This is a genomic window from Frigoribacterium sp. Leaf172, from assembly GCF_001424285.1.
In the GTDB taxonomy this organism is placed as follows: Bacteria; Actinomycetota; Actinomycetes; order Actinomycetales; family Microbacteriaceae; genus Frigoribacterium.
The window spans coordinates 333,736-358,666 of the sequence record NZ_LMPB01000001.1 but is presented as its reverse complement, the minus strand read 5'-3'; the positions used below and the strand labels follow the sequence as shown (position 1 = coordinate 358,666).

At 67.4% G+C, this 24,931-nt stretch carries 23 protein-coding genes and 1 tRNA gene; 13 read left to right on the top strand and 11 right to left on the bottom strand.

Annotated features, from left to right (window positions below; translation table 11 throughout):
- The first annotated feature begins 2 nt into the window (after positions 1–2).
- On the top strand, positions 3–911 hold the full coding sequence (locus ASF89_RS01720) for a LysR family transcriptional regulator (RefSeq protein ID WP_162240676.1): 909 nt from the start codon (positions 3–5) through the stop codon (positions 909–911).
- Here the strand turns inward: ASF89_RS01720 and ASF89_RS01715 are convergent, their stop codons facing one another.
- From ASF89_RS01715 to ASF89_RS01705, 3 genes are all read right to left on the bottom strand, one after another.
- A complete protein-coding gene (locus ASF89_RS01715; protein ID WP_055811489.1) occupies positions 912–1,457 on the bottom strand; it encodes a uracil-DNA glycosylase family protein in 546 nt (181 codons plus the stop codon).
- A gap of 671 nt (positions 1,458–2,128) precedes the next feature.
- Complete coding sequence (locus ASF89_RS01710) at positions 2,129–2,710, bottom strand: DUF305 domain-containing protein (protein WP_055801328.1); 582 nt, start codon at positions 2,708–2,710, stop codon at positions 2,129–2,131.
- The gene (locus ASF89_RS01705) at positions 2,707–3,471 is read right to left on the bottom strand and encodes a cation diffusion facilitator family transporter (protein ID WP_369814011.1); all 765 of its coding nucleotides are present in this window, start codon (positions 3,469–3,471) and stop codon (positions 2,707–2,709) included. Before ASF89_RS01705 ends, ASF89_RS01710 begins: the two co-directional genes overlap by 4 nt.
- Positions 3,472–3,478: 7 nt before the next feature.
- Between ASF89_RS01705 and ASF89_RS01700 the strand changes: the two genes are divergently transcribed.
- The 6 genes from ASF89_RS01700 (at position 3,479) to ASF89_RS15580 (ending at position 8,999) form a co-directional block, all read left to right on the top strand.
- On the top strand, positions 3,479–4,546 hold the full coding sequence (locus ASF89_RS01700) for a sodium:calcium antiporter (protein ID WP_055801336.1): 1,068 nt from the start codon (positions 3,479–3,481) through the stop codon (positions 4,544–4,546).
- A 428-nt stretch (positions 4,547–4,974) separates the two neighbouring features.
- Positions 4,975–5,481, top strand: a complete 507-nt coding sequence (locus tag ASF89_RS01695) for a hypothetical protein (protein ID WP_056228979.1) — start codon at positions 4,975–4,977, stop codon at positions 5,479–5,481.
- A gap of 298 nt (positions 5,482–5,779) precedes the next feature.
- Positions 5,780–6,286: a sigma-70 family RNA polymerase sigma factor gene (locus tag ASF89_RS01690; RefSeq protein WP_055801561.1), complete on the top strand. Its 507-nt coding sequence runs from the start codon at positions 5,780–5,782 to the stop codon at positions 6,284–6,286.
- Entirely contained in the window at positions 6,283–6,993 is a 711-nt protein-coding gene (locus ASF89_RS15265; protein WP_082452595.1) for a zf-HC2 domain-containing protein, read from the top strand. Before ASF89_RS01690 ends, ASF89_RS15265 begins: the two co-directional genes overlap by 4 nt.
- Positions 6,994–7,375: 382 nt before the next feature.
- Positions 7,376–7,891 carry a hypothetical protein gene (locus ASF89_RS01680; protein ID WP_156463291.1) on the top strand — a complete coding sequence of 172 codons (516 nt, stop codon included), beginning with the start codon at positions 7,376–7,378 and terminating at the stop codon, positions 7,889–7,891.
- A 535-nt stretch (positions 7,892–8,426) separates the two neighbouring features.
- Positions 8,427–8,999: a hypothetical protein gene (locus tag ASF89_RS15580; protein ID WP_133739128.1), complete on the top strand. Its 573-nt coding sequence runs from the start codon at positions 8,427–8,429 to the stop codon at positions 8,997–8,999.
- Between the two features lie 23 nt (positions 9,000–9,022).
- Here the strand turns inward: ASF89_RS15580 and ASF89_RS16270 are convergent, their stop codons facing one another.
- Complete coding sequence (locus ASF89_RS16270) at positions 9,023–9,298, bottom strand: helix-turn-helix transcriptional regulator (RefSeq protein ID WP_082486596.1); 276 nt, start codon at positions 9,296–9,298, stop codon at positions 9,023–9,025.
- Positions 9,299–9,401: 103 nt separating this feature from the next.
- Between ASF89_RS16270 and ASF89_RS01660 the strand changes: the two genes are divergently transcribed.
- The 3 genes from ASF89_RS01660 (at position 9,402) to ASF89_RS01650 (ending at position 13,728) form a co-directional block, all read left to right on the top strand.
- On the top strand, positions 9,402–10,370 hold the full coding sequence (locus ASF89_RS01660) for a hypothetical protein (RefSeq protein WP_055811461.1): 969 nt from the start codon (positions 9,402–9,404) through the stop codon (positions 10,368–10,370).
- 470 nt (positions 10,371–10,840) lie between these two features.
- Entirely contained in the window at positions 10,841–11,827 is a 987-nt protein-coding gene (locus ASF89_RS01655) for a hypothetical protein (RefSeq protein WP_133739127.1), read from the top strand.
- Positions 11,824–13,728 carry a hypothetical protein gene (locus tag ASF89_RS01650; RefSeq protein ID WP_055811457.1) on the top strand — a complete coding sequence of 635 codons (1,905 nt, stop codon included), beginning with the start codon at positions 11,824–11,826 and terminating at the stop codon, positions 13,726–13,728. Before ASF89_RS01655 ends, ASF89_RS01650 begins: the two co-directional genes overlap by 4 nt.
- A 271-nt stretch (positions 13,729–13,999) precedes the next feature.
- Here ASF89_RS01650 and ASF89_RS01645 read toward each other — a convergent pair.
- A tRNA-Ser gene (locus ASF89_RS01645) sits at positions 14,000–14,090 on the bottom strand.
- 122 nt (positions 14,091–14,212) lie between these two features.
- On the opposite strand from ASF89_RS01645, the gene ASF89_RS01640 reads away from it, so the two are divergent.
- Positions 14,213–14,971, top strand: coding sequence for an SGNH/GDSL hydrolase family protein (locus ASF89_RS01640; protein WP_082489705.1), 759 nt, complete (start codon positions 14,213–14,215; stop codon positions 14,969–14,971).
- Positions 14,972–15,047: 76 nt separating this feature from the next.
- Positions 15,048–16,412 (top strand): DNA repair protein RadA, encoded by a 1,365-nt coding sequence (gene radA, locus ASF89_RS01635; protein ID WP_055811455.1) that lies wholly within the window; start codon positions 15,048–15,050, stop codon positions 16,410–16,412.
- Positions 16,413–16,574: 162 nt separating this feature from the next.
- Here the strand turns inward: radA and ASF89_RS01630 are convergent, their stop codons facing one another.
- From ASF89_RS01630 to ASF89_RS01615, 4 genes are all read right to left on the bottom strand, one after another.
- Positions 16,575–16,970 carry an SseB family protein gene (locus tag ASF89_RS01630; protein ID WP_055799327.1) on the bottom strand — a complete coding sequence of 132 codons (396 nt, stop codon included), beginning with the start codon at positions 16,968–16,970 and terminating at the stop codon, positions 16,575–16,577.
- A gap of 3 nt (positions 16,971–16,973) precedes the next feature.
- On the bottom strand, positions 16,974–17,660 hold the full coding sequence (locus tag ASF89_RS01625; protein WP_055811452.1) for a hypothetical protein: 687 nt from the start codon (positions 17,658–17,660) through the stop codon (positions 16,974–16,976).
- Between the two features lie 83 nt (positions 17,661–17,743).
- On the bottom strand, positions 17,744–18,280 hold the full coding sequence (locus ASF89_RS01620) for an amino-acid N-acetyltransferase (protein ID WP_055799321.1): 537 nt from the start codon (positions 18,278–18,280) through the stop codon (positions 17,744–17,746).
- A gap of 185 nt (positions 18,281–18,465) precedes the next feature.
- Positions 18,466–20,955, bottom strand: a complete 2,490-nt coding sequence (locus tag ASF89_RS01615; RefSeq protein ID WP_055799316.1) for an ATP-dependent Clp protease ATP-binding subunit — start codon at positions 20,953–20,955, stop codon at positions 18,466–18,468.
- Between the two features lie 207 nt (positions 20,956–21,162).
- Between ASF89_RS01615 and ASF89_RS01610 the strand changes: the two genes are divergently transcribed.
- Positions 21,163–22,128, top strand: coding sequence for an NAD(+)/NADH kinase (locus ASF89_RS01610; RefSeq protein ID WP_055811447.1), 966 nt, complete (start codon positions 21,163–21,165; stop codon positions 22,126–22,128).
- A gap of 236 nt (positions 22,129–22,364) precedes the next feature.
- On the opposite strand, the gene ASF89_RS01605 is transcribed toward ASF89_RS01610, so the two are convergent.
- Together ASF89_RS01605 and ASF89_RS01600 are read right to left on the bottom strand one after the other, a co-directional pair.
- On the bottom strand, positions 22,365–23,198 hold the full coding sequence (locus ASF89_RS01605; protein ID WP_055811445.1) for a hypothetical protein: 834 nt from the start codon (positions 23,196–23,198) through the stop codon (positions 22,365–22,367).
- Between the two features lie 608 nt (positions 23,199–23,806).
- Positions 23,807–24,835: a sigma-70 family RNA polymerase sigma factor gene (locus ASF89_RS01600; RefSeq protein ID WP_055799304.1), complete on the bottom strand. Its 1,029-nt coding sequence runs from the start codon at positions 24,833–24,835 to the stop codon at positions 23,807–23,809.
- Positions 24,836–24,931: the final 96 nt, after the last annotated feature.

Genomic DNA, 24,931 nt, shown 5'->3' with positions numbered 1-24,931 from the left:
TTGTGACCGGACTCCCTGTTGATCTCGAGACGCTCCGACTGCTGGAGGCGATCTCGAGATCGGGCAGTCTGGGCCGGGCCGCGACATCGGTGGGCATCAGCCAGCAGGCGGCGTCGTCTCGCATCACGGGCGCCGAGCGGCGGCTGGGTCGTACGTTGCTCGTCCGCTCTCGGGCGGGCTCGGCGCTGACCGAGCACGGACTCCTGGTGTGCGAGTGGGGCCGACCTGTGCTCGAGGCGGCGACCACCTTCGAACGATCGCTGCACACCCTGATGACCGGCGCCTCCGACGCTCTCCTCGTCGCGGCGAGTCAGACGGTGTCAGAGGCGCTGATGCCACGCTGGATGACAGCGGCAGCGGATCGTGTCCGGGTACGCCTGGAATCGGGCAACAGCGACTGGGTCGTCGACGAGGTCCGTTCGGGGCGCGCGCACCTCGGGTTCACGGAGACCCCTGATGAGGCCGACGGGCTCGCCACGACCGTCCTGGGTGTCGACGAACTGCTCGTCGTCGTCTCGCCGAGGCACGCATGGGCATCGAAGTCCGAACCCGTGACGGCAGCGGATCTCGCATCCACACCGCTCGTGTCTCGGGAGTCGGGCTCGGGCACCCGCCGGACCCTCGAGCTCGCCCTGGGGATCGACCCTGCCCTGATGGCAGAACCCGCTGCGCAGTTGTCGTCGACGGGCGCCATCCGGGCGGCCATCGCCGGCGGTGTGGGTCCGGGAGTCATCAGCTCGTTGCTGGTCGAGGACGACCTCCGTGCCGGGCGCCTCGTCACCGTCCCGGCAGCCGTCGACCTGAGGCGCCCGTTCCGCGCCGTGTGGTCGGCCGGTCTGAGCGCCGGGGCGCAGGATCTCCTGGCCGTGATCGCCGCGTCGCAGCACAGCCCCGACTCCTCGCCGAGATGATCAGAGAAGCGAAGCGTGCCGTAGGGCCGTGACGGCCCGCAGGTGCTTCTCGCCGGCGCGGGTGGCGTTCGCCGGCGACAGATGGGGTGCCGCGAGCACGGGCACGACCCTCGCACGCGGTTCCAGGGTGAAGTACCTCATCACGCCCGTCAGGGCCGGAGTGCCGAAGGTCACGATCGCCCGCAGCTGCGGCAGAGAAACGAGCAGCTGAGCCAGGGCAGGGCGTGCCTCGTCGAGATCGGTGACGGTCGGCGCCCGACCAAGGGCCCACGGGACGATGTTCCATCGCAGGTAGACGTTCCTGCCCAGACCCGACTCGATCCGTGCTCGCCTGAACGCAGACGCCGTCGGCCCCGGGTTGTCCTCACTGCTGATCGCGTCCTCGCCCTGCCTGATCGTGGCAGGACCGGGTGATTCCATCAGCACGAGGACCTTCGCCGCTGCTCCTCCACCTGATGGGTCGAAGCCCGGCACGAAGCGCGCACGGTCTGGTCCGGAGCTCCGCCACTCCGACACGAGCTGATCGAGGCCCCTCGGCTGCTGCATCCCTAGACGCTACGACGTCGAGGACCATTTCCGCCCACGCTCACCGACGACGCGGAACGACCAAGACGGCGTCCGCTCCGAGTGCACTCGCCCCACAGCACGTGATCCAGTGGGCGATCCTCTATCGGGCACCGTCCACGAGTGCGTTCAAGCGATCAACCAGTTGCGCCATTCGGGGCGGTCCGAGTCGAAGGACGAGCGACTCCGAGAACCAGCGCATCCACACCGCCTCGACATCAAGGATCGTGACGGCATCGGCCCTGAGGAGAATGCGAACCAGGTCGACCGCCTCCATCTCGCACTCATCTGACGGAGCACCGTCCGGCTGACCAGGCTCGAGACCATACGGATCGACATCGCTGAGAACAGCCAAGACACCAGCGAGGGTCTTCCCGTAGGTCGCTGTCCCCGCTCTCATGCCCCTCATGATGCCTGGGGCTGCCTCAACCGGTGACCGATTGCTAGGCGGACGTTTTCAGCACGGGTCACATCCTCACCAGCAGGACTGCGGGAGCGACGTCGACCACGAGGCCGGCGACCGGTATCGCTGCCACCCCAGGTGGCGACCAAAATTCCGCTGCTTGTGGCTCCCCGAGCCATCCCGGGACTGCATTACCAAGACCGAGATTCTGGTGACCGTCTTGGGGCACGCTGGCCTGCGACGAGGACGGCTACTTGATTACCGCGAGGAGGTCTTCCATCGTGTCGATCTGGTCAGTCTGAGAGGAGACGATCGCTGTCGCCAGCTGGACCGCGTCAGGGTTCTGCCCACCCTCGATCTCGGTCTGCGCCATCTCGACAGCCCCCTCGTGGTGTGTCGTCATCTGTTCCAGGAACAGCCGCGCCGCGTCGGTTCCGTCAGCATTCTCGAGGGCGTCCATGTCGGAGTCGCTCATCATGCCGTCCATGGAGTGATCCATGGACGCCTCAGTGTCCTGCCCCCAAGCCTTGAGCCATGTCGTGAGCTGATCAATCTCCGGGGCCTGCTCGGCCTTGATCGTCTCGGCAAGGGTGATCACGTCCCCGTCGATACCGTCTTTCGCGAGGAGCATGTCGCTCATCTCGACGGCCTGGGTGTGGTGCGGGAGCATCATCTGGGCGAACATGACGTCTTGATCGTTGAAGGCAGCAGCCTGGGACGACGACGCGGACGACGTGTCGCCTGCGGACGACGACGCCTCGGCGCACCCCGCGAGGGCGAGGGCAGCAATGGTCGCAGTTGCGCTGATGAAGATGGTGGCGGTGCGGTTCATGGTCGTTCTTCCAGGATCAGAATCGAAAAAAAGATACCCCCCGGAGGTATCGTGCCGCGTACGGCTGATGAGAGCCTCTGAGCCGGCACCGGTGGTATCGGTGTAACGGTGAACGCGTCGAGGTTGCCGAGCGCGGCGCGCAGATGCGCCTCGGCCTGGTCGGCGGTCTGGGACGCCGTCAGGAGGTCTTCGGCGTCGACCTCGATGGTTGCGGAGCCGGTGAGACGGTGCCCGATCCACCGGAGATAAAGATCGTGGACGCCCCGCACGCCCAGGGCGTGTTCCAGGGCGTGTTCGGCTCGCTTGTGGAGGTCGGGGTCGATGCCGTCCATCAGCCGTCGGCCGATGGATTTCACCGTCCCCCAGGGCAGGACCATGATCGAGGCTGCGATGAGCAGGCCGATGATGGGGTCCGCGAGCGGGAACCCGGCGAGGACCCCGATGGCGCCCAGCACGACAGACAGGGACGTGAAGCCGTCCAGGCGGGCGTGGACCCCGTCAGCGACAAGGGCTGCCGATCCGATCCGTCGCCCGACGCGGATGCGGTAGATCGCGACGAGTTCGTTGTCTGCAAAGCCGATGAGCCCAGCGGCGACCAGCAGCCAGGGATTCGCGATCGGCCTGGGGTCGATGAGGCGGTTGATCGATTCCCAGCCCGCGGCGGCTGCCGACGAGTGCAAGGCGCCTGGACCGGCCGGGGGCCGCCGGCATCCGTCTCGACGATCGCCCCGCGTCGAGAGGCGCACCCCGAGGAGTTGCATAGCACGCATGGACACCCTTCCCCTCTGGCTGTTAGCCGCCATCTTCGTCGCCGGCGCCGCCGTCATCTGGGTCGCCGGCATCCAGCTGTCGAAAACGACCGACGTCCTCGACTCCCGACTCCACCTCGGTAGCGCGCTCGGCGGACTCATCGTCCTCGCGGTGGCGACCAACCTGCCCGAGATCGCCATCACGGTCAGCGCCGCCCTCTCGGGCTCGCTCGAGGTGGCCGCGGGCAACATCCTCGGCGGCATCGCCCTTCAGACGGTCGTCCTCGTCGTCCTGGACGCCCTCGGGAAACGCGGCAAGGGTGTCCACCCCCTCACCTATCGCGCGGCCTCCCTAGGGCTGCTGCTCGAGGCACTGGTCGTGGTGGCGGTCCTCGCCGTCGTCATCGCCGGAACCCAGCTGCCGTCCTCGCTCACAGTGGCGCGCCTGACGCCGGACGTCGTCCTCATCGCCGTCATCTGGCTCGTGGGCCTGTTCCTCGTCCGGCGTGCCGGCAAGGGCCTGCCGTGGCACGAGGCCGGAGCGGCACCTGACACGTCGACGCCGCGACCGCGCGGACACCGGACGCGCTCGAACCCGTCGCCGACGACCATGAGCACGAAGAAGGCCGCGGTCGTCTTCGGCCTGTCGGCCCTCGCCACGCTCGTCGCCGGCGTCGTGCTCGAACGCGCGGGCGACGCGGCCGCGTCGCAGATCGGCTTGTCGGGTGTGCTGTTCGGCGCGACAGTCCTGGCCCTGGCGACGAGCCTGCCCGAGATCTCGACCGGGTTGCAGGCCGTCAAGCAGGGCGACGACAACCTGGCCATGAGCGATATCTTCGGCGGCAACGCCTTCCTGCCCGTGCTCTTCCTCGTCGCCACGGTCATCTCCGGGCAGGCGATCCTGCCCCAGTCGAACACCAGCGACGTCTACCTGACCGCCCTCGCCGCGCTCCTCACGCTCGTCTACGCCGTCGGCCTGCTCTTTCGGCCGCGACGACGCATCGCGGGCATGGGCGTGGACTCGTTCGTCGTGCTCGTGCTCTACGCGGTCGGCATCGGTGGCCTCGTCGCCATCACGCTCGGCTGACAGGACCAGCCCGGCGACACTGGCGACCGTCAAGCCCAATGAGCCGTGGAAGTTGACCAAGGCGCCCATGCTGCTGTAGCCGCGGGCGTCCTTGTACTCGACCTGGCCGACGTCTGAGATCGCCGTAATCCGGTCCCGGGGGATGTTTCGAGACCAGATCACGTCGTGAACATGGATAGTCACGTCGTCCAGCAGGGCGTGACGCCGCAGCTGCGAACAGTGGCCCAGAGTGATGATGTGTGACAGCGGTGCCCTCGGTGCAGGGTTGCCACTCGCGTCTGCCACCCGTTTCGCCGGGAGTGAGGACGGCTGCCTGCGACCGCCAATCTTTTTCGGCCACGGATGAACTTCTGGATGAGCTGCATCGTGTTCGTAGTAAGCGGGCTACCTGGGCCGGCGTACCAGCAGGAGGAATCATGCACAAGCGAATGACCATCACCCTCACGACGGCCGTTTTGGCGGCGGCCGCTCTCTCCGGGTGCACCACATCTGCCGAATCATCCACGACGACCGACTCCACCGAGCCGGCCCCCGCCGAGACCACCGCGGCAGCGGCAGTCCTCGGCACCGCAACGTCTCCCCTGGGCGAGATCATCACCGACGACGCCGGGTACACGATCTACACGTTCAAGATGGACAAGCAGGACTCGGGCACCAGCAACTGCTACGACGAATGCGCCACGACCTGGCCGGCAGTTGAAGCCTCCGACACGTCCTCCCCAGAAGGCATCACGGGCAAGATCGGTTCCCTCACCCGCACGGACGGGACAACCCAGCTGACCGTCGACGGCTGGCCGGTGTACCGGTTCGCGAAGGACACCGAACCTGGACAGGTCAACGGACAGGGCGTGAAGGATGCCTGGTACGTCCTCCAGCCGGACGGCACGATCAACATGGAAGCAGCCACTGAGGGCGCAGCAACCCCAGCCTCCTGATCGCACGCCTGCCTGCCGGACAGAACTCTCCGGGTTGCAGGCCCTCGCAGCTCCACAACCCCACCCGAGCAAAGGAGCCACAAGGCAGTGCTCATCGACATCAAGGCAGAGACAGTGGGTGCGAATACGTCGACTGCTTCCGCTCAGACGGTGAACCCATGTCCTGGCCTGGTCGATGGCATGAGGTTCGATCACTGGTGCGCATCGGCGTTCCTCGGTGCGCTCGATACAGGCACGACAAGAGGCGGTCCTGGATCAGGCACTAGCCGGACTTCACTGGCGCGAGGCGGTGAAGGTCATGGCCCGAGCCAGTGACGAGCTTTTGTCGACATTGTTCGAGTGCCACGGCGGGGCGCTTCGCCGTTACACACACAGCCTCACTCGGAACGCGGCGCTGACCGAGGACATCGTTCAAGAGACGATGCTGAGAGCATGGCAGCGTCCTAAGGTGCTGGAGCTCGACAAGGATGCGGCTCAAGCGTGGCTGTTCACGGTCGCTCGGCGCCTCGTCATCGACGACGCACGATCTGCCCGGAGTCGACGAGAAGTGGCAGCCCTTGGCGAGGTAGAAGGCACTGCTCTCGATCGCACTGATGCCGTCCTGGACAGCATCATCGTTGCGGACGCGCTGGCGTCGCTCTCCGACCACCACCGTCAGATCGTCATCGATGCGTACTTCGCTGGTCAGAGCATTCCTGAAATTTCGAGACGGCTTGGCATCCCAGAAGGAACCGCGAAATCGCGGCTCCACTATGGGTTACGCGGGCTGAGGCTAGCCCTCCAAGAAAGGGGCGTCACACGATGACTGAGCATCCCGATCTTCAAGCTAACGAGGACCGTTACCAAGACTGGGACGCGTCCTACGTCCTCGGAGCGCTCCCCACCGATGAACGTCGCGAATACGAGCAGCACCTCAGTACCTGCGCCAACTGCCGTGAAGCGGTGACGGAACTTGCGGGTCTCCCAGGCATCCTGAGCCGAATCTCGCCGGAAGAGGCCCTTGCCATCCATTCACCTCTGGGTATGGATGAAACTCAGGCGCCATCAGAAACGTTGTCGCTGATGGCCCACCGCTTCCGCAAGAGTCAACGCCGCCGCCGAGGAGTCATGGCTCTCGCAGTTGCCGCTGCTGTTGCTGCCGCCGTCTTCGGGGGGCTCGCCGTGGGCGCAAGAAACGACGTCGGCCCAGCGACGGCCCAAATGACGTTCCAGCCCATGGACCCCGGAACTGACTCCACCACCCTTACTGCCGGTCTGCAGATCGAGGAGAAATCTTGGGGCACGAGGCTCGATTGGAACTGCGACTACGGCGCGGATGCGCCAGACAACTCCCGATACGAGCTCGTGGTCACACAAACGGACAACACCACGCTTACCGTCGCGACGTGGGACGCAGCTGGCTCGCGTGCCGCAGATCTGTCTGCGTCGACGGCTATTCCCAGCCTGAAGATCACGAGTGTAGAAATCCGCTTGCAGGGATCCACGGTCGCGTTGGCTCGGCTAGACACCTGAGCACCTCCCGAACAAGCCGCCCGTTAGACGATCGTCAACCGGACGATCGCCAACCTCGACCATTTCCTCAGAGCTGCACTGATCCGACTGTCGCAGATAGGTGGTCCGAAACAGATTCCGGTGACGGGCCCCTATGTGACACTGCCGAAATGACCTCGTCGCCCCTCCTCGAATGCGCCTGTTCGCCGATCGTCGCTCCCTACCTCACAGCCCCGCATGACGCCCAGGCAGGTCTTGGAGGGTCGGCCCAGCCGATGCAGAAAAGCGAGGGCGGGCCAGGAAGAAACCTGGCCACCCGGTCGGCTCCTGGGCACCTATCGCCAGTCAAGCCGTTGACGGTCACCCCGTTAGCATCGGTGCCCGCCTCCCTCGGAGCTGATGCATGATCGAGCGCCCCTCTCCCGAACACCGTGCCCGAGTACGCGCCACCAGCCTCGATCGAGAGCACCTGGTCGCGATGGGCGAGGTCGCGTACTGGTCTGCTCGATTGGAGCGCACGCTGGCGTTCACAGTCATGGCCCTCGTCAGCGACGATGACCGCGAGACAAACGAAATAGGAATTGTGGTGACTCGGGGAGCCTCCTTCAGCGGCCTGCTCGAGTTGGGCGCAAAGCTCGTGAAGCTGCACCGCTTCGAGGGGCAGGTCCGCGACATGTTCACGCGATTGTCCGCCGACTCGAGGGTTGCGATGGAGAGCCGGAACCACCTGCCGCACGGGGCGTGGACCACACCGGGTAAAGGACCAGCTTCGGCGAGCCGGGTCAGGGCCAAAGGGACGGTGGACCGCCCATTGACCGTGGCACAGGTGGAAGACGTCGCCTATGACCTGGCAGTGCTCGCAGAACAGCTATTCATGCTGTTTCTCGTCATCGAAGGCGCAGTCGACTACGAGGAGTGATCACCTTGGGCCGATGCTCTGCGAAGGGTTCTGGGCTCACCGCGCCACCCCCCGAGTGGCAATCAATCGGGATGCCTCGGACCGATCGGCACGAGGTTCGAAGCGGCCCTCAGTGAGCCTTCTGCGACAGTTCCAGCGACGATTGCAAGCCCGATCTGCGCGTACGCGGCCATCAGCGTGCCGACACGGTGCCGAGCATCTCGCTCGAGGCGCTCACCCTCCGCCGCAAAGCTCCGATCCGTGACGAAGCACTGCAACTGGTCGTACACGTGGTCCCACCGGACAGCGACCCGAGCGCGGCGCGATCCGTCAACCGCCTCGAAGTGGAGAGACCCGAAGGGCCTCCCGTCCCTCATTCCCAGATCGACTCCAACAAGTCGCCAGCCTGGAGCCTCGCGCGAGACATCCGCCCCCCACACGACCACGCGCGGCGGGCTCGCGCCTAATCCGACAATCGCGTGTTGCCCTCCAGCCTGCTCGCCCTCGGCCACCCCGCCACCTTCTAACTTTTCGTGATCCTGGACCCTTCGCATGGATGGTGGTAATAGTAATGACCATGAATGCAAGCAAACAAGCGAAGCCGACCTCGGGGCAGCGCAAGGCCTTCGGCATCATCACCATTCAAGGGCTAGTCCTGGACCTGAGCGACTCGCTCCTAGCCCGGCCAAGCAGCAGCGTCACATGGAGAGCTCATCCTGCCGGCCCACTCTCGGGCCTCACAGCAGCCACAGATGAGCACGAGGCGTCGATCAGCTGGGCACCGACGTCGGACGTGCTCCGCGAGACGAGTACCGAAGATGCCCCCGACGAGCTCTTGGCCCATGTGCGACAGACCTATCTGACCTATCTCGAGCTGTGCCTCAGGCTCGGCGAGTTCCAACTCGAGGCAACTCCGGTCACTGACGCCGCAGAGAACATCACCGGAACGTCACTTCGAGCCCGGCTGGTAGAGCGAGGAGCAGTCTGGCTCGACGAACTTCCCACTGCCGACCAGCAACGGTTCGCACCAATCCCCAGGGCCGACGAGGTGACCATGGTGGACGTTCCCGACAGAGCCTCGCCGCAGACAGCCCCCGGGGGCGGGCAAAGGCCTGATGAATCGACATGACCGAGACCGCCACGTTGGAACGATCAGCTGTGGCGCGGCCAGAGGGATACGCCGAGCCCCCGCTCGAGCTTCGCGATCGTTTCGAGGTCCGGCCACACCTGGCCCGCAAGGACGCTCAGCAGGGTCGTATGGGTGACACCTGAAGCTTCGGCTACCGACCGGATGCTGCGACTGCCGACGGCCTGACGAAGGTTCTGCGCGAATCTGCGAGCCACTTCCCCGATCGGGTCGTTCGAGCGAACGTCTGGCCACGGGGACGGGGCCAACGCGGCTGGTTTCGCGCGCGCAGTTCTACCCATGCCGCAAGGCTAGGCGCGCCAGCTCGCACGCACGGCCGCCCCGTCGAACGTATCACAAATTGGTCATTGTAATGACCACCTTCGAGCTTGGAGATGAGCGCTGGTGAGCGATGAAGCTGACGAACGCCGCGAACGGCAGCTCGACGCGGTGAGGCGCATGGCCGAGAGGGAGCCTGAGGTGCCGGCTGCGGCTCATTACCAGTACACGCCGAAGATGCCTGCTGATCAGTGGGCCGCCATCCGCCCCTACGTGCAGCGCGTCGTCCGAGACACAGCCCACAGAACGCCGTACTCCGAGAAGGAGCTCTACCCGGCCGTTTCCCGTCTCGCTTTATTCGCCTGGGCGACAGCGAGCGTTCCCCTCGAAGATGACAACGTCTTCGACCCGCGGTTCATCAACCGCTTCGTGCAACATCACCTCGGGCAGTACAGCAGGGCCGGCAAGAACACCCTGCGCGCTCGGTTGAGACGCACGTCGGAGGCGCTCCTGGGCGACGAAGCTGCGGGTACATTCCGGGCCCTGGGCAAGGCTGAGGCGTCACGTCCGTACACCCCGAGCGAGGTGGCTTCGTTGTTGTCGTGGGCCGGTAGCCAGCACGACGAGGAACGGACGACCAGCGCCGGCGCACTCCTCGCGCTCGGACTCGGGGCAGGACTGACGGGGCGGGAGATCATCGATCTAGAACTCGTGGACATCACCTCAGATAGTCGGGGCGTCATGGTGCGCGTGTCGGGTGACGATGCGAGAGACGTCCCGGTTCTTGCCCAGTGGGCCCCCCTCCTGCAGTGCCGAACGGCGTCCAAGGCAGCCTCCCGGTGGGCATTCCGGAGCGGTCAGCGAGGCGGGAACATCAATCTCGTCACTGACTTCGTCAGTCGGAATCCGCGCCCCACGGTCGAGCTGCAGTCCCGACGCATGCGAGCGACCTGGATCGTGGAACACCTCCGGCGGGGGACGCCCCTCGACCTATTGCTGGAGGTCGCCGGCTTGCAGTCAGCCGAAGCGCTCGACCGGCTCTTGCCCTACGTCGCCAGAGCGGACGACGACCCCCGGCGGGACTCACTTCGGTGATAGCTACCACCCCGGCGCGAGCCGAGGCTGCGGCCATGACGTCCGTATAGGGACAGGACGATCACTTCCCGCGTCGGCCAGGTTCCCTCAGACGCCCAAATGGCGACGGGCATTTGCCACGTCTTCCAGACGCATCACGACCTCACCCCTGAGCAGACGCCCCAGCCGCTCAGGACTCTGCCCAGAGGCAGCCGCGTACGTCCCGACCGAGCGGAACCGTCTCGCTATCTCGACTCGGATGCTGCACGCCAGCCGATGCTGAATGCGTGCAGCACCCCACTGGTCGAGCTGGCCTGACGAGAACGACACCGCCGAGACCCACTGAGCTTCGGGGTCGCGACCGAAGCGGCCTGGCTCACGTAGGTAGGAGCGCGGCTCGAAACGTGGATCAGGCACCTCCGCAGTCTAGATGTGCGCTGAAAGCGCACCAGACCGCGTGATGGCCTTGTCTTGTCGCATGTCCATCTCTCGTGACCACCCCTGACGAGACACAACCTCCGACCTCCCCCTCTTCCCAACTCGAGCGTGCCGTAGCACACTTTGGTCAATCTAATGACCACGCCACGCTGGAGCTTCAGGAGGCGATCTTGCGCTACCACCCGCGCCGTATCGCCCCGACCAAGTGGTTGCCTGTGCGGGACTTCACGCTCGCGTGCATCCTCGACGCCAAACCCCACGACATGCTCTACACGAGGATCCTCCTGACCTTCGCGAGTCGGTACGTCGTGTGGGCGTTCCACGACGCCGGTGCGGAGCTGCGCCGCGATGACCTCTTCTACCCGTCCATGATCTACCGCTTCGCCCGCACCTACCCCAGTGCCAAGACGCAGCAGCTTGCCGAGACCAGACTCCTGAACCTCGCTGAAGCGCTCGGTTACGAACCGTCTCCTCACCGCCTCAACAAGCAGAGCCGGGAGATACGACCCTTCTCGCACGCCGAGCTTCCCGCTTTCGAGAGCTGGGCCGCGTCGAGGTCCACCGACCGAGCCCGCCGGGATTCTTACGGGCTTCTCGCGCTTGCCGGTGGTGCAGGCCTCGGCGCAACCGAGATCGCCGCGGTCCGTGGCCGCGACTTGACGCGCACTCCGGCTGGCTGGGTCGTCCGTGTGACCGGAAAGGCGCCGCGAAGCATCCCCATCCGTGTCGGGTGGGATTCGTACGCAGACATCGCCTTCGAGGGACTCGGCGACGATGACTACGCGGTCATCCCCCACCGCAAGGAGTCCTCCCGGGAGATCGCGCTCATGCACTACGGCGCCCGATACGACGGTCCTGCTATTCGCCGCCTCCGCATCACCTGGATCGTGGACCAGATCAACGTTTTGCCCCTGGCGAGCATCGTCTACGCGGCTGGCTTCAAGAACGTCTCGTCCCTCCTTCGCTACGCGCCCTTGGCCAAGGTCATGCCCGAGGTTGAGCTTCACGCGCTTCTCCGCTCAACGGGAGCGACTCAGTGACCGGCAAGCCCTCGTTCCACGACGAGGAGTTCTTCAATGGCATCTACACAGCCGACCGGATCGTCAGCGGGTCGACCAAGACCACCAGGTTCCGCGGCGCCGACGCCCGTGAGTGGATGACCTTCCTCCGTTCATCGGGCGTCATCGAGCTCCTCGCGACCTGGCGCGCGGAGGACCGCGAGAAGAAAGCCCCGGGCGGTGTCAAACCGAAGATCGACGACCTGGCCATCCTGACCGTGGTGATGATGCTCCTATCGGAGCAGTCCATGATCTTCGTGCGCGAGATGGGCCGCGTCTTCGAACACCGTCTCGACGATGAAGCCCGTCGCGAGCTCGGCATCGCTCACCTGTACGACAACGACAAGCCCAACGACTGGTACTTCCTGGCATGGCGGGCGATGCACCGCATCATCGACCTCTGGGATGCCTGGCCGGCGCCCCGCCGCCTGCTCACCCGCGACGAGCGGAGCAGCCTTGACGCGCTCCGGGACAAGAACATCGAACGCCGGGCACACGAGCGCAGCATGACCTTCACGAACACGCTGCTGGAAGCCACGGCCCAGAACCTGCCTCGAGCCGTGCGACGTCAGCGTCTCGCGCTCTCCGTCGACCAGACAGTGCTGCGTGCACCGAGCCAGAAGAACCGTTGGCCGCGGGAGAACGGCGTCGAGCAGCCCATGTTCATCGCGGGCACGGACAAGGAACAGCCGAAGTACGCGATGGAGCTTGAAGCTGACCTCTACCCGATCGACAAGGGAGAGAAGGAACGCGTCTTCAGCAAGCACACCAAGGAGAACGGCAAGGCGAGCGTCAAGCAGGCACGGAGCCGGTGGCTGCTCGCCTACACGGCTAACCTCATCATCGACGTCAACGAGGACCCGACAGGTGACCCCACCGAAGCACCGCAGCTGATCCGCGGGGCGAGCCTGACGACGCCCAACAAGGGCATCGGCTTCCACACCGTCGAGCTCGTGAAGAACATCCAGGAACGCGGCTACGACATCGCGCGCCTGTCGTCCGACCTTGGGTACTCCGCGGGTCTCACGATGGAGGACTTCCACCGTCCGATGAGAGAGCTCGGCGTCGGCCTCGTCTTCGACTACAACCGCGCGAACCAGACCGGTGTGCGGGGCCAGGTCGGCGGAGCCAAGCTCGTCGAAGGCGGTCAGTTCTGCCCCGGTACACCGAAGCGGCTCCTCGATGCAACGGTGCGGCGCAACAACAAGGAGATCGACAACGTCGAGTGGTCCCAGCAGATCGACGAGCGTGACGCATACCGACTTCACAAGAAGGAGGGTCCCGACGCCAACGGCAACGTGAAGATGCGCTGCCCAGCCCTCGGCCCGAGTGCGACGGTCGAGTGCCCGCTCCGCAAGCTCGACAAGCGTGCATCGCCTGACAAGGAACGCCGGCAGGTGCTGCGCGCCAACGTCCCCAAGCAGACAGATAAGGTCTGCTGCCAGACCTCGATCACGGTGCGCCCGGAGGACGGCGAGAAGATGAACCAGATGCTGCCTTATGGCAGCAAGGAGTGGTCCAAGACCTACCGCCGCGACCGCAACAGCATCGAGAGCTTCAACGCCTTCATCAAGACCGGTCCCGAGCGCATCGCCGACTCCAGTGCACGGCGCCTGCGCGGTCTCGCCGCTCAGCAGTTCCTTCTCGCCATGCTCGCGACGGCCGCCAACATCCGCAAGATCGTCACCTTCCTCGCCGCCAAGCACCGAGCGCCGAAGGACCGCGACCGCCGCGTCGCGAAGGGCCTGACGCCGGTGCCTGCACGGCGCACCCGCCGTCGTGATGCCGAGGGCATGAGCAACTACCGCGCCGACTACGTCCGACCCGAACTGTCCCCGTTCCCGACGAGTGGACCCACCGTCGATCCGCCTCCGCGAACGTAGGCCCAGGCCCGTTCCAAGGCACCACACCCGAGCCTTCCGCTATCCCCCACCGCTCACGAGTCAATCCGGCGCGCCCAGAAGGGCGCGTCGCTTCGTCGTTTAAGCCGCCCGCACGCCTGGTGGCCGAGAGGGAGAGGCCAAGAGGTCCCGAACCCCTCGCCGGGAAGCGCTTCTTGGCCCAGAAACGGAAGAAAGCCCCCGAGCTACTCGGGGGCTTTCTTCTCGGGCTGAGTTCCGCAAACGAATTTCGGATGATGCGCAAACAACCCTGTGGCGGTACCGGTGGGATTTGAACCCACGGTGGAGTCAACCCCCACACATGTTTTCGAGACATGATCCTTCGGCCGCTCGGACACGGTACCGAGAGCGAGTGTAATACACGACGGGGGCTGTGTCGAAATCGGGATCCGCACCTCCTCGGCTCCGGTGGGGGCACGGAGGCATCGCGATCGTGATGTCAGTGGTCGGGCGTAGGTTCACCAGCATGACGCAGCGCACCTCCTTGGCCTTCTTCTCGGGCGTGGGCACGACCCTCGCCGCCGCAGGTGGCGTCTTCGCCCTGTACCGCCACTTCGCCGGTCAGCAGCGGGCCGCCGCCCACGATCTGACCGAGAAGCTGCCGGTGCACAGCGCCTGGTGGCGCTCGCGCTACGACAAGAAGGGGGCGCTGCTCTACGTCGCCCTCGGTGACTCGGCCGCCCAGGGCATCGGCGCCTCGAGCCCGGCCCGCGGCTACGTGGGGCGCCTGTCGGCCGGCATCCGTCGCACCACCCACTCGTCACTGCGCATGGTCAATCTCAGCGTCAGCGGGTCGACCACCTGGCTCTGCCGCAAAGACCAGCTGCCGAAGTTCGCCGACTACGAACCCGACATCGTCACCGTTGCCATCGGCGCCAACGACATCATCGACTACAAGGCCGAGTCGTTCGAGAAGAACATCCGGGCCATCTACAGCGCCCTGCCGAGCCACGCCATCGTCGCCGACCTGCCCGCGATGTGGCTGCCCGACCGCGAGAAGAAGGTCGCCGAGGCCAACCAGATCATCCGCCGCATCGCCGGCGAACTCGGGCTCACGGTCGCACCCCTCTACGAGACCACCCGCCGACAGGGGCTCCTCCGCACGTTCCGCAACTCGGCTGGCGACCTGTTCCACCCCAACGACCTCGGCTATCGCGTCTGGGCCTCCGCCTTCGAACCCGCCCTCGCCGACCGGCTCATCGAGCTCGCCTCCGACCGCGCCTGACCGGCCCTCCCGCGGCTCTCCACACCCCCACCGAGGAGGCGCGGTGACTGTCGGCGGCCACACCTAGGCTGTCCGCATGGCACGCCCCGCATCCCCACCCTTCCGCTGCACCGAATGCGGGTGGACCTCCCTCAAGTGGGTCGGCCGCTGCGGTGAATGCCAGCGCTGGGGCACCGTCGTCGACGTCACCTCCACCCTCGTCAGCGCCCGCGGCACCGCACCCGTCAAGGTCGGCGCCGACCGCGCCGCACGGCCCATCACCGAGGTCGAAGCCACCAGCGTCGCCTCGTGGCCCAGCGGCATCGACGAGTTCGACCGCGTGCTCGGCGGCGGCATCGTGCCCGGCGCCGCCATCCTGCTCAGCGGCGAACCCGGCGTCGGCAAGTCGACCCTCCTGCTCGAAGTCGCCTCCCGCGCCGCCGCCACCGGTGCCCGCGTGCTCTACGTCACCGCCGAAGAGAGCGCCTCGCAGGTCCGGCTCCGCGCCGAACGCACCAACGCCCTCCACCCAAACCTCTACCTCGCCGCCGAGGTCGACCTCGCCGTGATCCTCGGCCAGATCGAACAGGTCGACCCGCAGCTCGTCATCGTCGACTCCGTCCAGACGGTCTCGTCGTCCACCCTCGACGGCATCGCCGGCGGCACCTCGCAGGTGCGCGAAGTCGCCTCGACCCTCATCCGCGTCAGCAAAGACCGCAACCTGCCCGTGCTGCTGGTGGGGCACGTGACGAAAGACGGCACGATCGCCGGCCCGCGCCTCCTCGAGCACCTCGTCGACGTCGTCTGCCAGTTCGAAGGCGACCGGCAGACCTCGCTCCGCTTCATCCGCGCCCACAAGAACCGCTTCGGCCCCACCGACGAGGTCGGCTGCTTCGAGATGACCGGCGACGGCATCGCCGAGGTCGCCGACCCTAGCGGCCTCTTCATGTCACGCACCGGCGCCCCCGTCAGCGGCACCTGCATCACCGTCGCCATGGAGGGCCGCCGCGCCCTGCCCGTCGAGGTCCAGGCGCTCATCGTCGCCAGCTCGGCACCGCAGCCCCGCCGCGTCGTCAACGGCGTCGACTCGTCGCGCGTCGCCATGCTGCTCGCCGTGCTCGAACGCCGCGCCGGCATCCGCCTCGGCGACGCCGACGTCTACGTCTCGACCGTCGGCGGCATCAAGCTCACCGAACCCGGCGCCGACCTCGCCATCGCGCTCGCCCTCGCCAGCGCCAGCCGCGACGTGTCGTTCCCCCACACCATGGCCGCCATCGGCGAGATCAGCCTCGCCGGCGAGATCCGACCCGCCTCCTCCGCCACCCAGCGCACCGCCGAAGCCCGCCGCCTCGGGTTCACGCACCTCGTCGACTCCGACGCCACGCACCTCCGCGAGGCCCTCCGCCGTGCCTTCAGCATCGGCAGCAGCCCCCGCGAACGCGAACTCGACGCCGCCTTCTGACCCGTCGGCCCGACGCACGGCGACGCCCGCGAAAGGGAGACGGTTCGAGCCCGGGCCCGAGCCCCGAACGGCCGCGAGCCGCCGAACGCGATGGCGCGAGCAGCCGCAGCGCCCGACAGCCGCAGCCGCCGACAGCCGCTACCGCTACCGCGACCGCGACCGCTACCGCAGCGCTTTCAGCAGGTCCTCCGGCGTCGCGGCCATCGTGTGCGGCCCCGCGATGTCGAAGAACACCTGCTCGAGCACGTCGAGATGCACCTCGAGGAAGGCCCGCAGCGCGGCGGCGTCGTACAGCATCACCTGACGGTTCGTGTCGTTCGGCACCATCGCGGCGTACGCCTCGTCCGACGAGAACAGCAGCAGGATCCGCTTCTCCGTGTTCTCGCGCCCGAACACCCGCACCTGCTCCGTCGCGCCGAACGCGACGCCGTCGGCCCCCTCGGCGACCAGCTTCGGCACCACCACCACGTCATGGCGCAGGGCGAAGGCCACCCCGGCGACGTCCTGCTCGGCCAGGGCCTGCTCGAGTTGCTCGGAACGGTAGGAGGATTCGCTCATGGCTCAGTTCAGGATCATCGGGGCGGCGTCGGCGGACGTGATGTCGCCGACGAAGACGGACAGGCGGTAGGTGGCACCCGCGGCCGGCACGGCGTCACGCGATTCGCTGTCGCAGGTGTCGGGCGACGAACGCGTGCGATCCCAGGCGATCGCCGGGGTCTCGAGGGTCTGACCGGCGGTGAGGGTGACGTCCTGGTCGGTGCCGTTCACCTGGCAGTCCTTCGACGACCAGTACTGCTCCTCGCCGCTCGACACGACCAGGCGCTGCTGGTTCGACCCGAGGTCGATGACGCAGTCCGAGTCGCCGGTGTTCGTGATCGACATGGCCATCTGCGGCAGCTCGGTGGGCGCGTACGACTCCTTGTCGAGGATCGCCGCGAGGGCGATGTCACCGGGGTCGCAGGCCGTCCCGTCGGCGGTCGACGCACCGGAGGTGGGCTCGGCGGTCGCGTCGGCGGCGGGTGCGGTCTCGGCGGCCGCCGGCTCCGTCGCCATGTCGGCGGGGGCCTCGTCGGCCGGCGGAGCACTCGACGTCGGCGCCGTGCCCGGCTCGCCGCTGCTCGACCCGGGTCGCACGACGATCAGCACGATGATGACGATCACGGCGATCAGCCCGAGGGCCACCACGGCTCGTCGGCGCCAGTACACCGAAGGCGGTTGCGGCCCCGTCGGATTCGTGAACGTCGACATGCGCCCAAGCTAACCGCAGGTCAGCCCGCGATCCCGGCACGCGGACGGCGTGTGGGCTGAGAATCGGCCCAGCAGTCGCGGCCTCAGGCCGAGAGCGGCGGCAGCGCCTTGAGCATGCGCGAGTTCCCCAGCGTGTTCGGCTTCACACGCGCCAGGTCGAGGAACTCCGCCACGCCCTCATCAGTCGATCGCACGAGCTCGCCGTACACGTCGGGCGGCACGAGCCCCTCGTCGCCGACGTTGAGGTACCCGTGCTTCTCGAAGAAGTCGACCTCGAACGTGAGGCAGAAGAGGCGGCCGATCTCGAGGCGGCGCGCGGCGCCTTCGAGGGCCTCGAGGAGGCGGTGGCCGACACCGCGACGGATCCAGGCGGCATCGAGAGCGAGGGTCCGCACCTCGGCGAGGTCGTCCCACATGACGTGCAGCGCGCCGCAGCCGATGGGGGTGCCGTCGGGGCCGACGGCGATCTGGAACTCCTGCACGTCGCCGTAGAGCGTGACGAGGTCCTTGCCGAGCAGGATCCGCTTCTGCACGAAGGGCTCGCAGAGCCGCTGGATGTGCGGCACGTCGCTGACGACGGCATCGCGGACGGTGATGCCGAACTGGTCCGCTGTGGTCATCGGGCCAGCCTACTCAGGCCGACCCGCGCCTCCTCGGCTCGGACGGCCCCGAGGAGGCGCGGGTCGGCTCCCTGAGGAGGCGCGGGTCGGCTCCCGAGGAGGCGCGGGTCGGCTCCCCCGGGAACGCCGGAGGGCGGCCCGGCCGGAGCCGGACCGCCCTCGCGGTGAATCAGGTGACGCGTCGATCAGCTCTCGATCTCGGGGGCGTCGCCCACCAGGACCTCGTCGCGACCGGGCTGGCGCGACGTCTCGAAGGTGAACTCGCCGTCGACGAAGTCGATCGCGACGTGGTCGCCTGCGGTGAGATCACCCGTGAGGATGCGCTCGGACAGGCGGTCCTCCACCTCGTGCTGGATCGCACGACGCAGCGGACGAGCACCCAGCGACGGGTCGAAGCCGATCTTGATGAGCTGCTCCTTCGCGGGCAGCGTCAGCGCGGTCGTCATGTCGCGGTCGAGCAGACGCTCCGAGAGGCGCTTCACGAACAGGTCGACGATCTGCAGCAGCTCGGGCTTGCTCAGCTGCGGGAAGACGATGGTGTCGTCCACGCGGTTGAGGAACTCGGGCTTGAAGTGCTTCTTGAGCTCCTCGTTGACCTTGGCGCGCATCCGGTCGTAGCCGGTCGCCGTGTCGCTGTCGCTCTGGAAGCCGACCGGTCCGCCCGCGATGCCCTTCGACCCGAGGTTGGTCGTCATGATGATGACCGTGTTCTTGAAGTCGACGACGCGACCCTGACCGTCGGTCAGACGACCCTCTTCGAGCACCTGCAGCAGCGAGTTGAAGATGTCGGGGTGGGCCTTCTCGATCTCGTCGAACAGCACCACGGAGAACGGCTTGCGGCGGACCTTCTCGGTCAGCTGGCCGCCCTCTTCGAAGCCGACGAACCCGGGAGGGGCGCCGAACAGACGAGAGACGGTGTGCTTCTCGCCGTACTCCGACATGTCGAGCGAGATGAGCGCGCCCTCGTCGTCGAACAGGAACTCGGCGAGCGCCTTGGCCAGCTCGGTCTTGCCGACGCCGGTCGGACCGGCGAAGATGAACGACCCGGAGGGGCGGTTCGGGTCCTTCAGACCGGCGCGCGTGCGGCGGATGGTCTTCGAGAGGGCCGCGATGGCCTCCTCCTGACCGATGACGCGCTGGTGGAGCGCCTTCTCCATGAAGACGAGACGCGAGGTCTCCTCTTCGGTGAGCTTGAAGACGGGGATGCCGGTCGCCTGGGCGAGCACCTCGGCGATGATGCCCTCGTCGACGGTCCCGCCGGCTCCGGCCTCGCCCGAACGCCACTGCTTCTCGAGACGGAGACGCTCGCCGAGCAGCTTCTTCTCCTCGTCGCGAAGGGAGGCGGCCTTCTCGAAGTCCTGGTCTTCGATCGCACCCTCCTTCTGACCGCGGACGCCGGCGATGCGCTCGTCGAACTCGCGCAGCTCGGGCGGGGCGGACAGGATCGACAGGCGCAGGCGGGCGCCGGCCTCGTCGATCAGGTCGATCGCCTTGTCGGGCAGGAACCGGTCGCTGACGTAGCGGTCGGCGAGGTTCGCCGCCGACACGATGGCGCCGTCGGTGATCGAGACCTTGTGGAACGCCTCGTACTTGTCGCGCAGCCCCTTGAGGATGTTGATCGTGTGGGGCAGCGACGGCTCGTGCACCTGGACCGACTGGAAGCGGCGCTCGAGAGCGGCGTCCTTCTCGAAGTGCTTGCGGTACTCGTCGAGCGTGGTCGCGCCGATCGTCTGCAGCTCGCCACGGGCGAGCAGCGGCTTGAGGATCGACGCGGCGTCGATGGCTCCCTCGGCGGCACCGGCGCCCACGAGCGTGTGGATCTCGTCGATGAAGACGATGATGTCGCCGCGGGTGCGGATCTCCTTGGTGACCTTCTTCAGGCGCTCCTCGAAGTCGCCGCGGTAGCGGCTGCCGGCGATGAGCGAGCCGAGGTCGAGCGAGTAGAGCTGCTTGTCCTTCAGGGTCTCGGGGACCTCGCCCTTGACGATCGCCTGGGCCAGGCCCTCGACGACGGCCGTCTTGCCGACGCCGGGCTCGCCGATCAGGACGGGGTTGTTCTTCGAGCGGCGGGAGAGGATCTGCATGACCCGCTCCATCTCCTTCTCGCGTCCGATGACCGGGTCGAGCTTGTTGTCGCGCGCGGCCTGCGTCAGGTTGCGACCGAACTGGTCGAGCACCTGGCTGCCGCCCTGCGCGCCCTGGGTCGCCTCTCCGCCCACGGCCACCGCCTCCTTGCCCTGGTAGCCGGACAGGAGCTGGATGACCTGCTGGCGGACCCGGTTGAGGTCTGCGCCGAGCTTCACGAGCACCTGAGCGGCGACTCCCTCGCCCTCGCGGATGAGGCCGAGCAGGATGTGCTCGGTGCCGATGTAGTTGTGGCCGAGCTGCAGCGCCTCGCGCAGGCTCAGCTCGAGGACCTTCTTCGCCCGGGGCGTGAAGGGGATGTGGCCGGTCGGCTGCTGCTGGCCCTGGCCGATGATGTCCTGGACCTGCTCGCGCACGGCGTCGAGCGAGATGCCCAGAGACTCGAGGGCCTTGGCGGCGACGCCTTCGCCCTCGTGGATGAGACCGAGCAGGATGTGCTCGGTACCGATGTAGTTGTGGTTGAGCATCTTCGCCTCTTCTTGGGCGAGGACGACGACGCGACGGGCTCGGTCGGTGAATCTCTCGAACATCTTCTTTGCTCCCTTGGTGACGGGGTGGAGTTGTCGCCACCGATACGCAGTCGGTGCCCGCAGGGGGTGGCACCGGTTTACACAGAGAGTAACCACGGGACACCGCTTAATCAGCCCCTGTTCGCTGGGGGCATAGAGCGTCCTCGCGGCGGGCCGCGGGAGGCCTCCGGGGTCGGGCTGACAGGGCCGGCGACTAGCCTCGGCCCCATGGGCACCTTCACCGTCGGCCTCGTCCCGCACCCCACCAAGTCGGTCATCGACAGCGTCGCGATCCTCCGTGACTGGACGGCGCGATCCGACGCCCACCTGCTCGCGATGACCGCCGACGCGGCCCGGGTCGGCGACGGCGTCGAGCTCGTCGACGAGAGCGTCTTCCGCGAGCGCGTATCGGTGGTGGTGGCCCTCGGCGGCGACGGGACGATGCTCGGCGCGATGCGTCTCGTGGCCGAGCGGCCGGTGCCCGTGCTCGGTGTGAACTACGGCAACGTGGGGTTCCTGGTCGAGGTCGAGCCGCGCGACCTGCCCGAGGCCCTCGATCGGATCGGCGAGAAGCAGTTCTCGCTGGAGGCGCACCATGCCCTCGAAGTGACCCACACGTCGTCCGGTTCCGAGAGCACCTACCTGGCGTTCAACGACGTCTCGGTGGCACGGCGCCCCGGCGAGGGCGTCGTCACCGCCGACCTCGTGCTCGACGACACCCCTTACGGCTTCTACAAGGCCGATGCGATCGTCGCCTCGACGCCGGCTGGCTCGACCGCCTACAACTACGCGGCCGGAGGGCCGATCCTGTCGCCGGCCGTCGCCGCCGTCGTCGTCACGCCGGTCGCGCCCATGTCGGGCATCGACCGCTCGGTGGTGCTGGGCCCGCGCGAGCTGCTGCGGTTCGAGATCGGCGACGGCACGCACTCGGCCGCGCTCGAGATCGACGGGCGCGTCATGGCCGACGTGAGCGCCGGGTGCGTCATCCGCCTGCGGTTGCGCCGCGACGCGGGTCAGGTCATCCGACTCGACGCCGACCGCCACGGCCGCAAGGGGCGGCTGAAGCTGAGCCTGCTCGACCTGCCGCTGCGCGAGGACCAGCTGCTCGAGCTGGTGCCGAGCGATGTGCGGGCGCGATTCCGCGAGCGCGCGGAGCGCGGCGCCCGCCCCTCCGACGTCGACTCCGCCCGCTGACGCCGCGAGCGAGTCACCCTCTCGCCGCGGCGGCGACGGTGGTCAGAAGTCGCCCTTCGTTCGGCGCTGAAGGGCACCTTCTGACCATGGTCACCAGCTCGGCTGCATCGGTGGTCAGAAGTCGCCCTTCATTCAGCACTGAAGGGCACCTTCTGACCAACCTGACCCGGACCGGACTCGGCGGGGTCGAACGTGACCCTCTGCCAGGCACGGAAGAGCATCTTCTACCCACCCGCTCAGTGACATCTGAGGCTGTCGCCTCTAAGGAGAAGGCGCTCGACGCGGGCGATGAGTTCCGCGGCCCGCCGCCCGTCGAGGTCGTCGCCCGTGCAGCGGACCGTCCGCCAGCCCGCGTCGGCGAAGCGCTCTCGCCTCAGGATGTCGTTCCGGAATCTCCGACGATCGAGCCGGTGCTCGTCACCCTCGTACTCGATCGCGACCTTGCACCACCGGTACCGCAGATCCGGCTTGCCGAGATAGCGACCGCTGGCGTCGTAGGTCGGCTGGTTGATCTCGGGCTCGGGCAACCCGGCGCGGACGAGCAGAAGGCGCAGATCGGTCTCTCTCGGTGACTCGACGCCCGAGCGGACGAACTCGAGCGCGGCTCGAACGCGCCCGGCACCCGGTACCCGACCCACGGCGGCGATCGCAGCGACGAGGTCGTCGATCGGCCGTTCGCGCGCCTCCGCGTGAGGCGACCATGAACCGGCCAGAGAGTCGCCGACGCGGACGAGCTCGTCGACGGTCAGCAGGGCGCCGGATCGCGCCCAAGCCGAGAGAGGATCATCGACCGGGAGTTCTCGTCGGATCGAGTTCTCGGTGCGCGGGAGTGCCGACGACGAGACATCGAGCCGCATCGGCTCGGAGAGTCGCGTCGGGGCCGACCGGTGCCCGACGACGCCTGGCCGACGTGGGCCGCGCCCGACGCTCGTGCTGACATGCAACGGCTCGATCCCGGTGCTGACACGGAGCGGGACGGGCAGACCCCACAGCGCCAGCGCCGTCGTGTGTGAGAAGACCCAGCCGTTCAGCATGACGGGCTGCAGCGCCAGTGCTCGATCGACGACCATGGCCGGTGGGCTCGCGAGGGCGGCCGATCCGGTCCCGGCTAGGCATGGCACCGACGCCAGGCCGAGCGGCCTCGCGGCGTTCGTGGCACCGTCGTGAATCGCGACGCGCTCGGAGCCGACACGGACTCCGCGATGCGGTGCCACGAGATCGGGGCCGCGGAGGCGCTTGCCTCCGACTCCAGCTCCTGTCGCCTCGGCGACGGAGAACGGACGATCGACGAGGTCAGGGGGCAGAGGGATACGGGGCATGAGCCGAGACTGGCGCGATGGAGTCGACCCGCCCCTCCTCGGCTTCGCCTTCTGGGGAGGATTCGGCCCGTGAGGCGATCGGGGAGGACTCGCCCTGCCGGGGGAGCCCCTGGTCGCCCAGAGCCGACGTCTCACGGTGGGCGGAAAACGTCCCTGCAGCAGGCCGGGAAGGGCTACTTCTGACCACCCAGGCCAGAGGCCCACTCAACAGAACTCGACTGTGGGCAGAAACCGTCCCTGCAGCTGGCCGCGAAGGGCTGTCACCGACCACCGTGGCCGGGGGCGGGGCGCACGGAGAAGGGCCGCCACCCGAGCGGACTCGGGGCGGCGGCCCTCCGACGCGGAGAAGCAGACGCGTCCTACTGCAGGTACAGCTGGAGGTCCTGGCTGACGGCCTTGGCGAACATGCGCAGGCGGGCGCGGCTCTCGACGCGCGAGACGGCCTGGCGCGACGAGTGGACGCGCTTCGAGATCTCGTCGAGGGTCATCGGCTGGTCGTCGTCGAGGCCGAAGCGCATGCGGATCACGCGGGCCTCATCGTCGGGCAGCGTCGCCACGAGGGCGTGCATGTCGCGGTTGAGCAGCGAGTTCTCGGTCGCTGCGGTCGGCGAGGGGGTCTCTTCGTCTTCGATGAAGTCGCCCAGCTCGCTGTCTTCGGCGTCGCCGACGACGGTGTGGATCGAGACGGGCTCGTGCGAACGCGACTTGAGCTCGACGAGGTCGGCGACCTCCATCGCGACCTCGGCGGCGACCTCCTCGACGGTGGGCGCACGGCCCAGGTCGACGGTCAGGTCGCGCTCGGCCCGCGAGATGCGGTTGATGCGCTCGACCGTGTGCACGGGGATGCGGATGGCGCGCGCCTTGTCGGCGAGGCCGCGGGCGATCGCCTGGCGGATCCACCAGGTGGCGTAGGTCGAGAACTTGTAGCCCTGCGTGTAGTCGAACTTCTCGACGGCGCGCACGAGGCCGAGGTTGCCCTCCTGGATGACGTCCATGAACGGCAGGCCGCGCTGCGTGTAGCGCTTCGCGATGCTGACGACGAGGCGCAGGTTCGCGGTGATCATGCGGTCCTTCGCACGCTCGCCGTCGTGCTGCAGCCACTTGAGGTCGCGCATCATCTGGGCGTGGGCCTTGGTGCGGTCCTTCTTGATCGCGTCGGCGGCCTGGAGGTCCTTGAGCTTCTCGGCGGCGAACAGGCCGACCTCGATGCGGCGGGCGATCTCGGTCTCCTCGGCGGCGTCGAGGAGGGGCATGCGGCCGATGTGGCGGAGGTAGTCGCCGACCTGGTCGGTGGAGGCCCCGCGGACCTGCGACAGGACTTCGACTTCGGTGTCGTCGGTCGCTGTGTCGGTGCTCGTGTTGCGCGTGGTGACGGAGGTGTTCGTCATCGTTCTCTCCCTGCTTCGAATGCTGACTGTGCTGCTGTCGAATAAGTTCGTGAAGCTCTTCGGCGTGATACGAGTCTGGCGTGCGGGAGTTTCGGC

Bases quoted from the DNA above. Each gene is read 5' to 3' on its own strand.
- ASF89_RS01705 (WP_369814011.1), bottom strand. From the start codon at position 3,471: ATGCAACTCCTCGGGGTGCGCCTCTCGACGCGGGGCGATCGTCGAGAC.
- ASF89_RS01710 (WP_055801328.1), bottom strand. From the start codon at position 2,710: ATGAACCGCACCGCCACCATCTTCATCAGCGCAACTGCGACCATTGCT.
- ASF89_RS01695 (WP_056228979.1), top strand. From the start codon at position 4,975: ATGACCATCACCCTCACGACGGCCGTTTTGGCGGCGGCCGCTCTCTCC.
- ASF89_RS01625 (WP_055811452.1), bottom strand. From the start codon at position 17,660: ATGTCGACGTTCACGAATCCGACGGGGCCGCAACCGCCTTCGGTGTAC.
- ASF89_RS16270 (WP_082486596.1), bottom strand. From the start codon at position 9,298: ATGGGTAGAACTGCGCGCGCGAAACCAGCCGCGTTGGCCCCGTCCCCG.
- ASF89_RS01630 (WP_055799327.1), bottom strand. From the start codon at position 16,970: ATGAGCGAATCCTCCTACCGTTCCGAGCAACTCGAGCAGGCCCTGGCC.
- ASF89_RS01715 (WP_055811489.1), bottom strand. From the start codon at position 1,457: ATGCAGCAGCCGAGGGGCCTCGATCAGCTCGTGTCGGAGTGGCGGAGC.
- ASF89_RS01620 (WP_055799321.1), bottom strand. From the start codon at position 18,280: ATGACCACAGCGGACCAGTTCGGCATCACCGTCCGCGATGCCGTCGTC.
- ASF89_RS01640 (WP_082489705.1), top strand. From the start codon at position 14,213: ATGACGCAGCGCACCTCCTTGGCCTTCTTCTCGGGCGTGGGCACGACC.
- ASF89_RS15265 (WP_082452595.1), top strand. From the start codon at position 6,283: ATGACTGAGCATCCCGATCTTCAAGCTAACGAGGACCGTTACCAAGAC.
- ASF89_RS01690 (WP_055801561.1), top strand. From the start codon at position 5,780: ATGGCCCGAGCCAGTGACGAGCTTTTGTCGACATTGTTCGAGTGCCAC.
- ASF89_RS01680 (WP_156463291.1), top strand. From the start codon at position 7,376: ATGATCGAGCGCCCCTCTCCCGAACACCGTGCCCGAGTACGCGCCACC.
- ASF89_RS01700 (WP_055801336.1), top strand. From the start codon at position 3,479: ATGGACACCCTTCCCCTCTGGCTGTTAGCCGCCATCTTCGTCGCCGGC.
- ASF89_RS01610 (WP_055811447.1), top strand. From the start codon at position 21,163: ATGGGCACCTTCACCGTCGGCCTCGTCCCGCACCCCACCAAGTCGGTC.
- ASF89_RS15580 (WP_133739128.1), top strand. From the start codon at position 8,427: ATGGTGGTAATAGTAATGACCATGAATGCAAGCAAACAAGCGAAGCCG.
- ASF89_RS01600 (WP_055799304.1), bottom strand. From the start codon at position 24,835: ATGACGAACACCTCCGTCACCACGCGCAACACGAGCACCGACACAGCG.
- radA (WP_055811455.1), top strand. From the start codon at position 15,048: ATGGCACGCCCCGCATCCCCACCCTTCCGCTGCACCGAATGCGGGTGG.
- ASF89_RS01615 (WP_055799316.1), bottom strand. From the start codon at position 20,955: ATGTTCGAGAGATTCACCGACCGAGCCCGTCGCGTCGTCGTCCTCGCC.
- ASF89_RS01605 (WP_055811445.1), bottom strand. From the start codon at position 23,198: ATGGTCGTCGATCGAGCACTGGCGCTGCAGCCCGTCATGCTGAACGGC.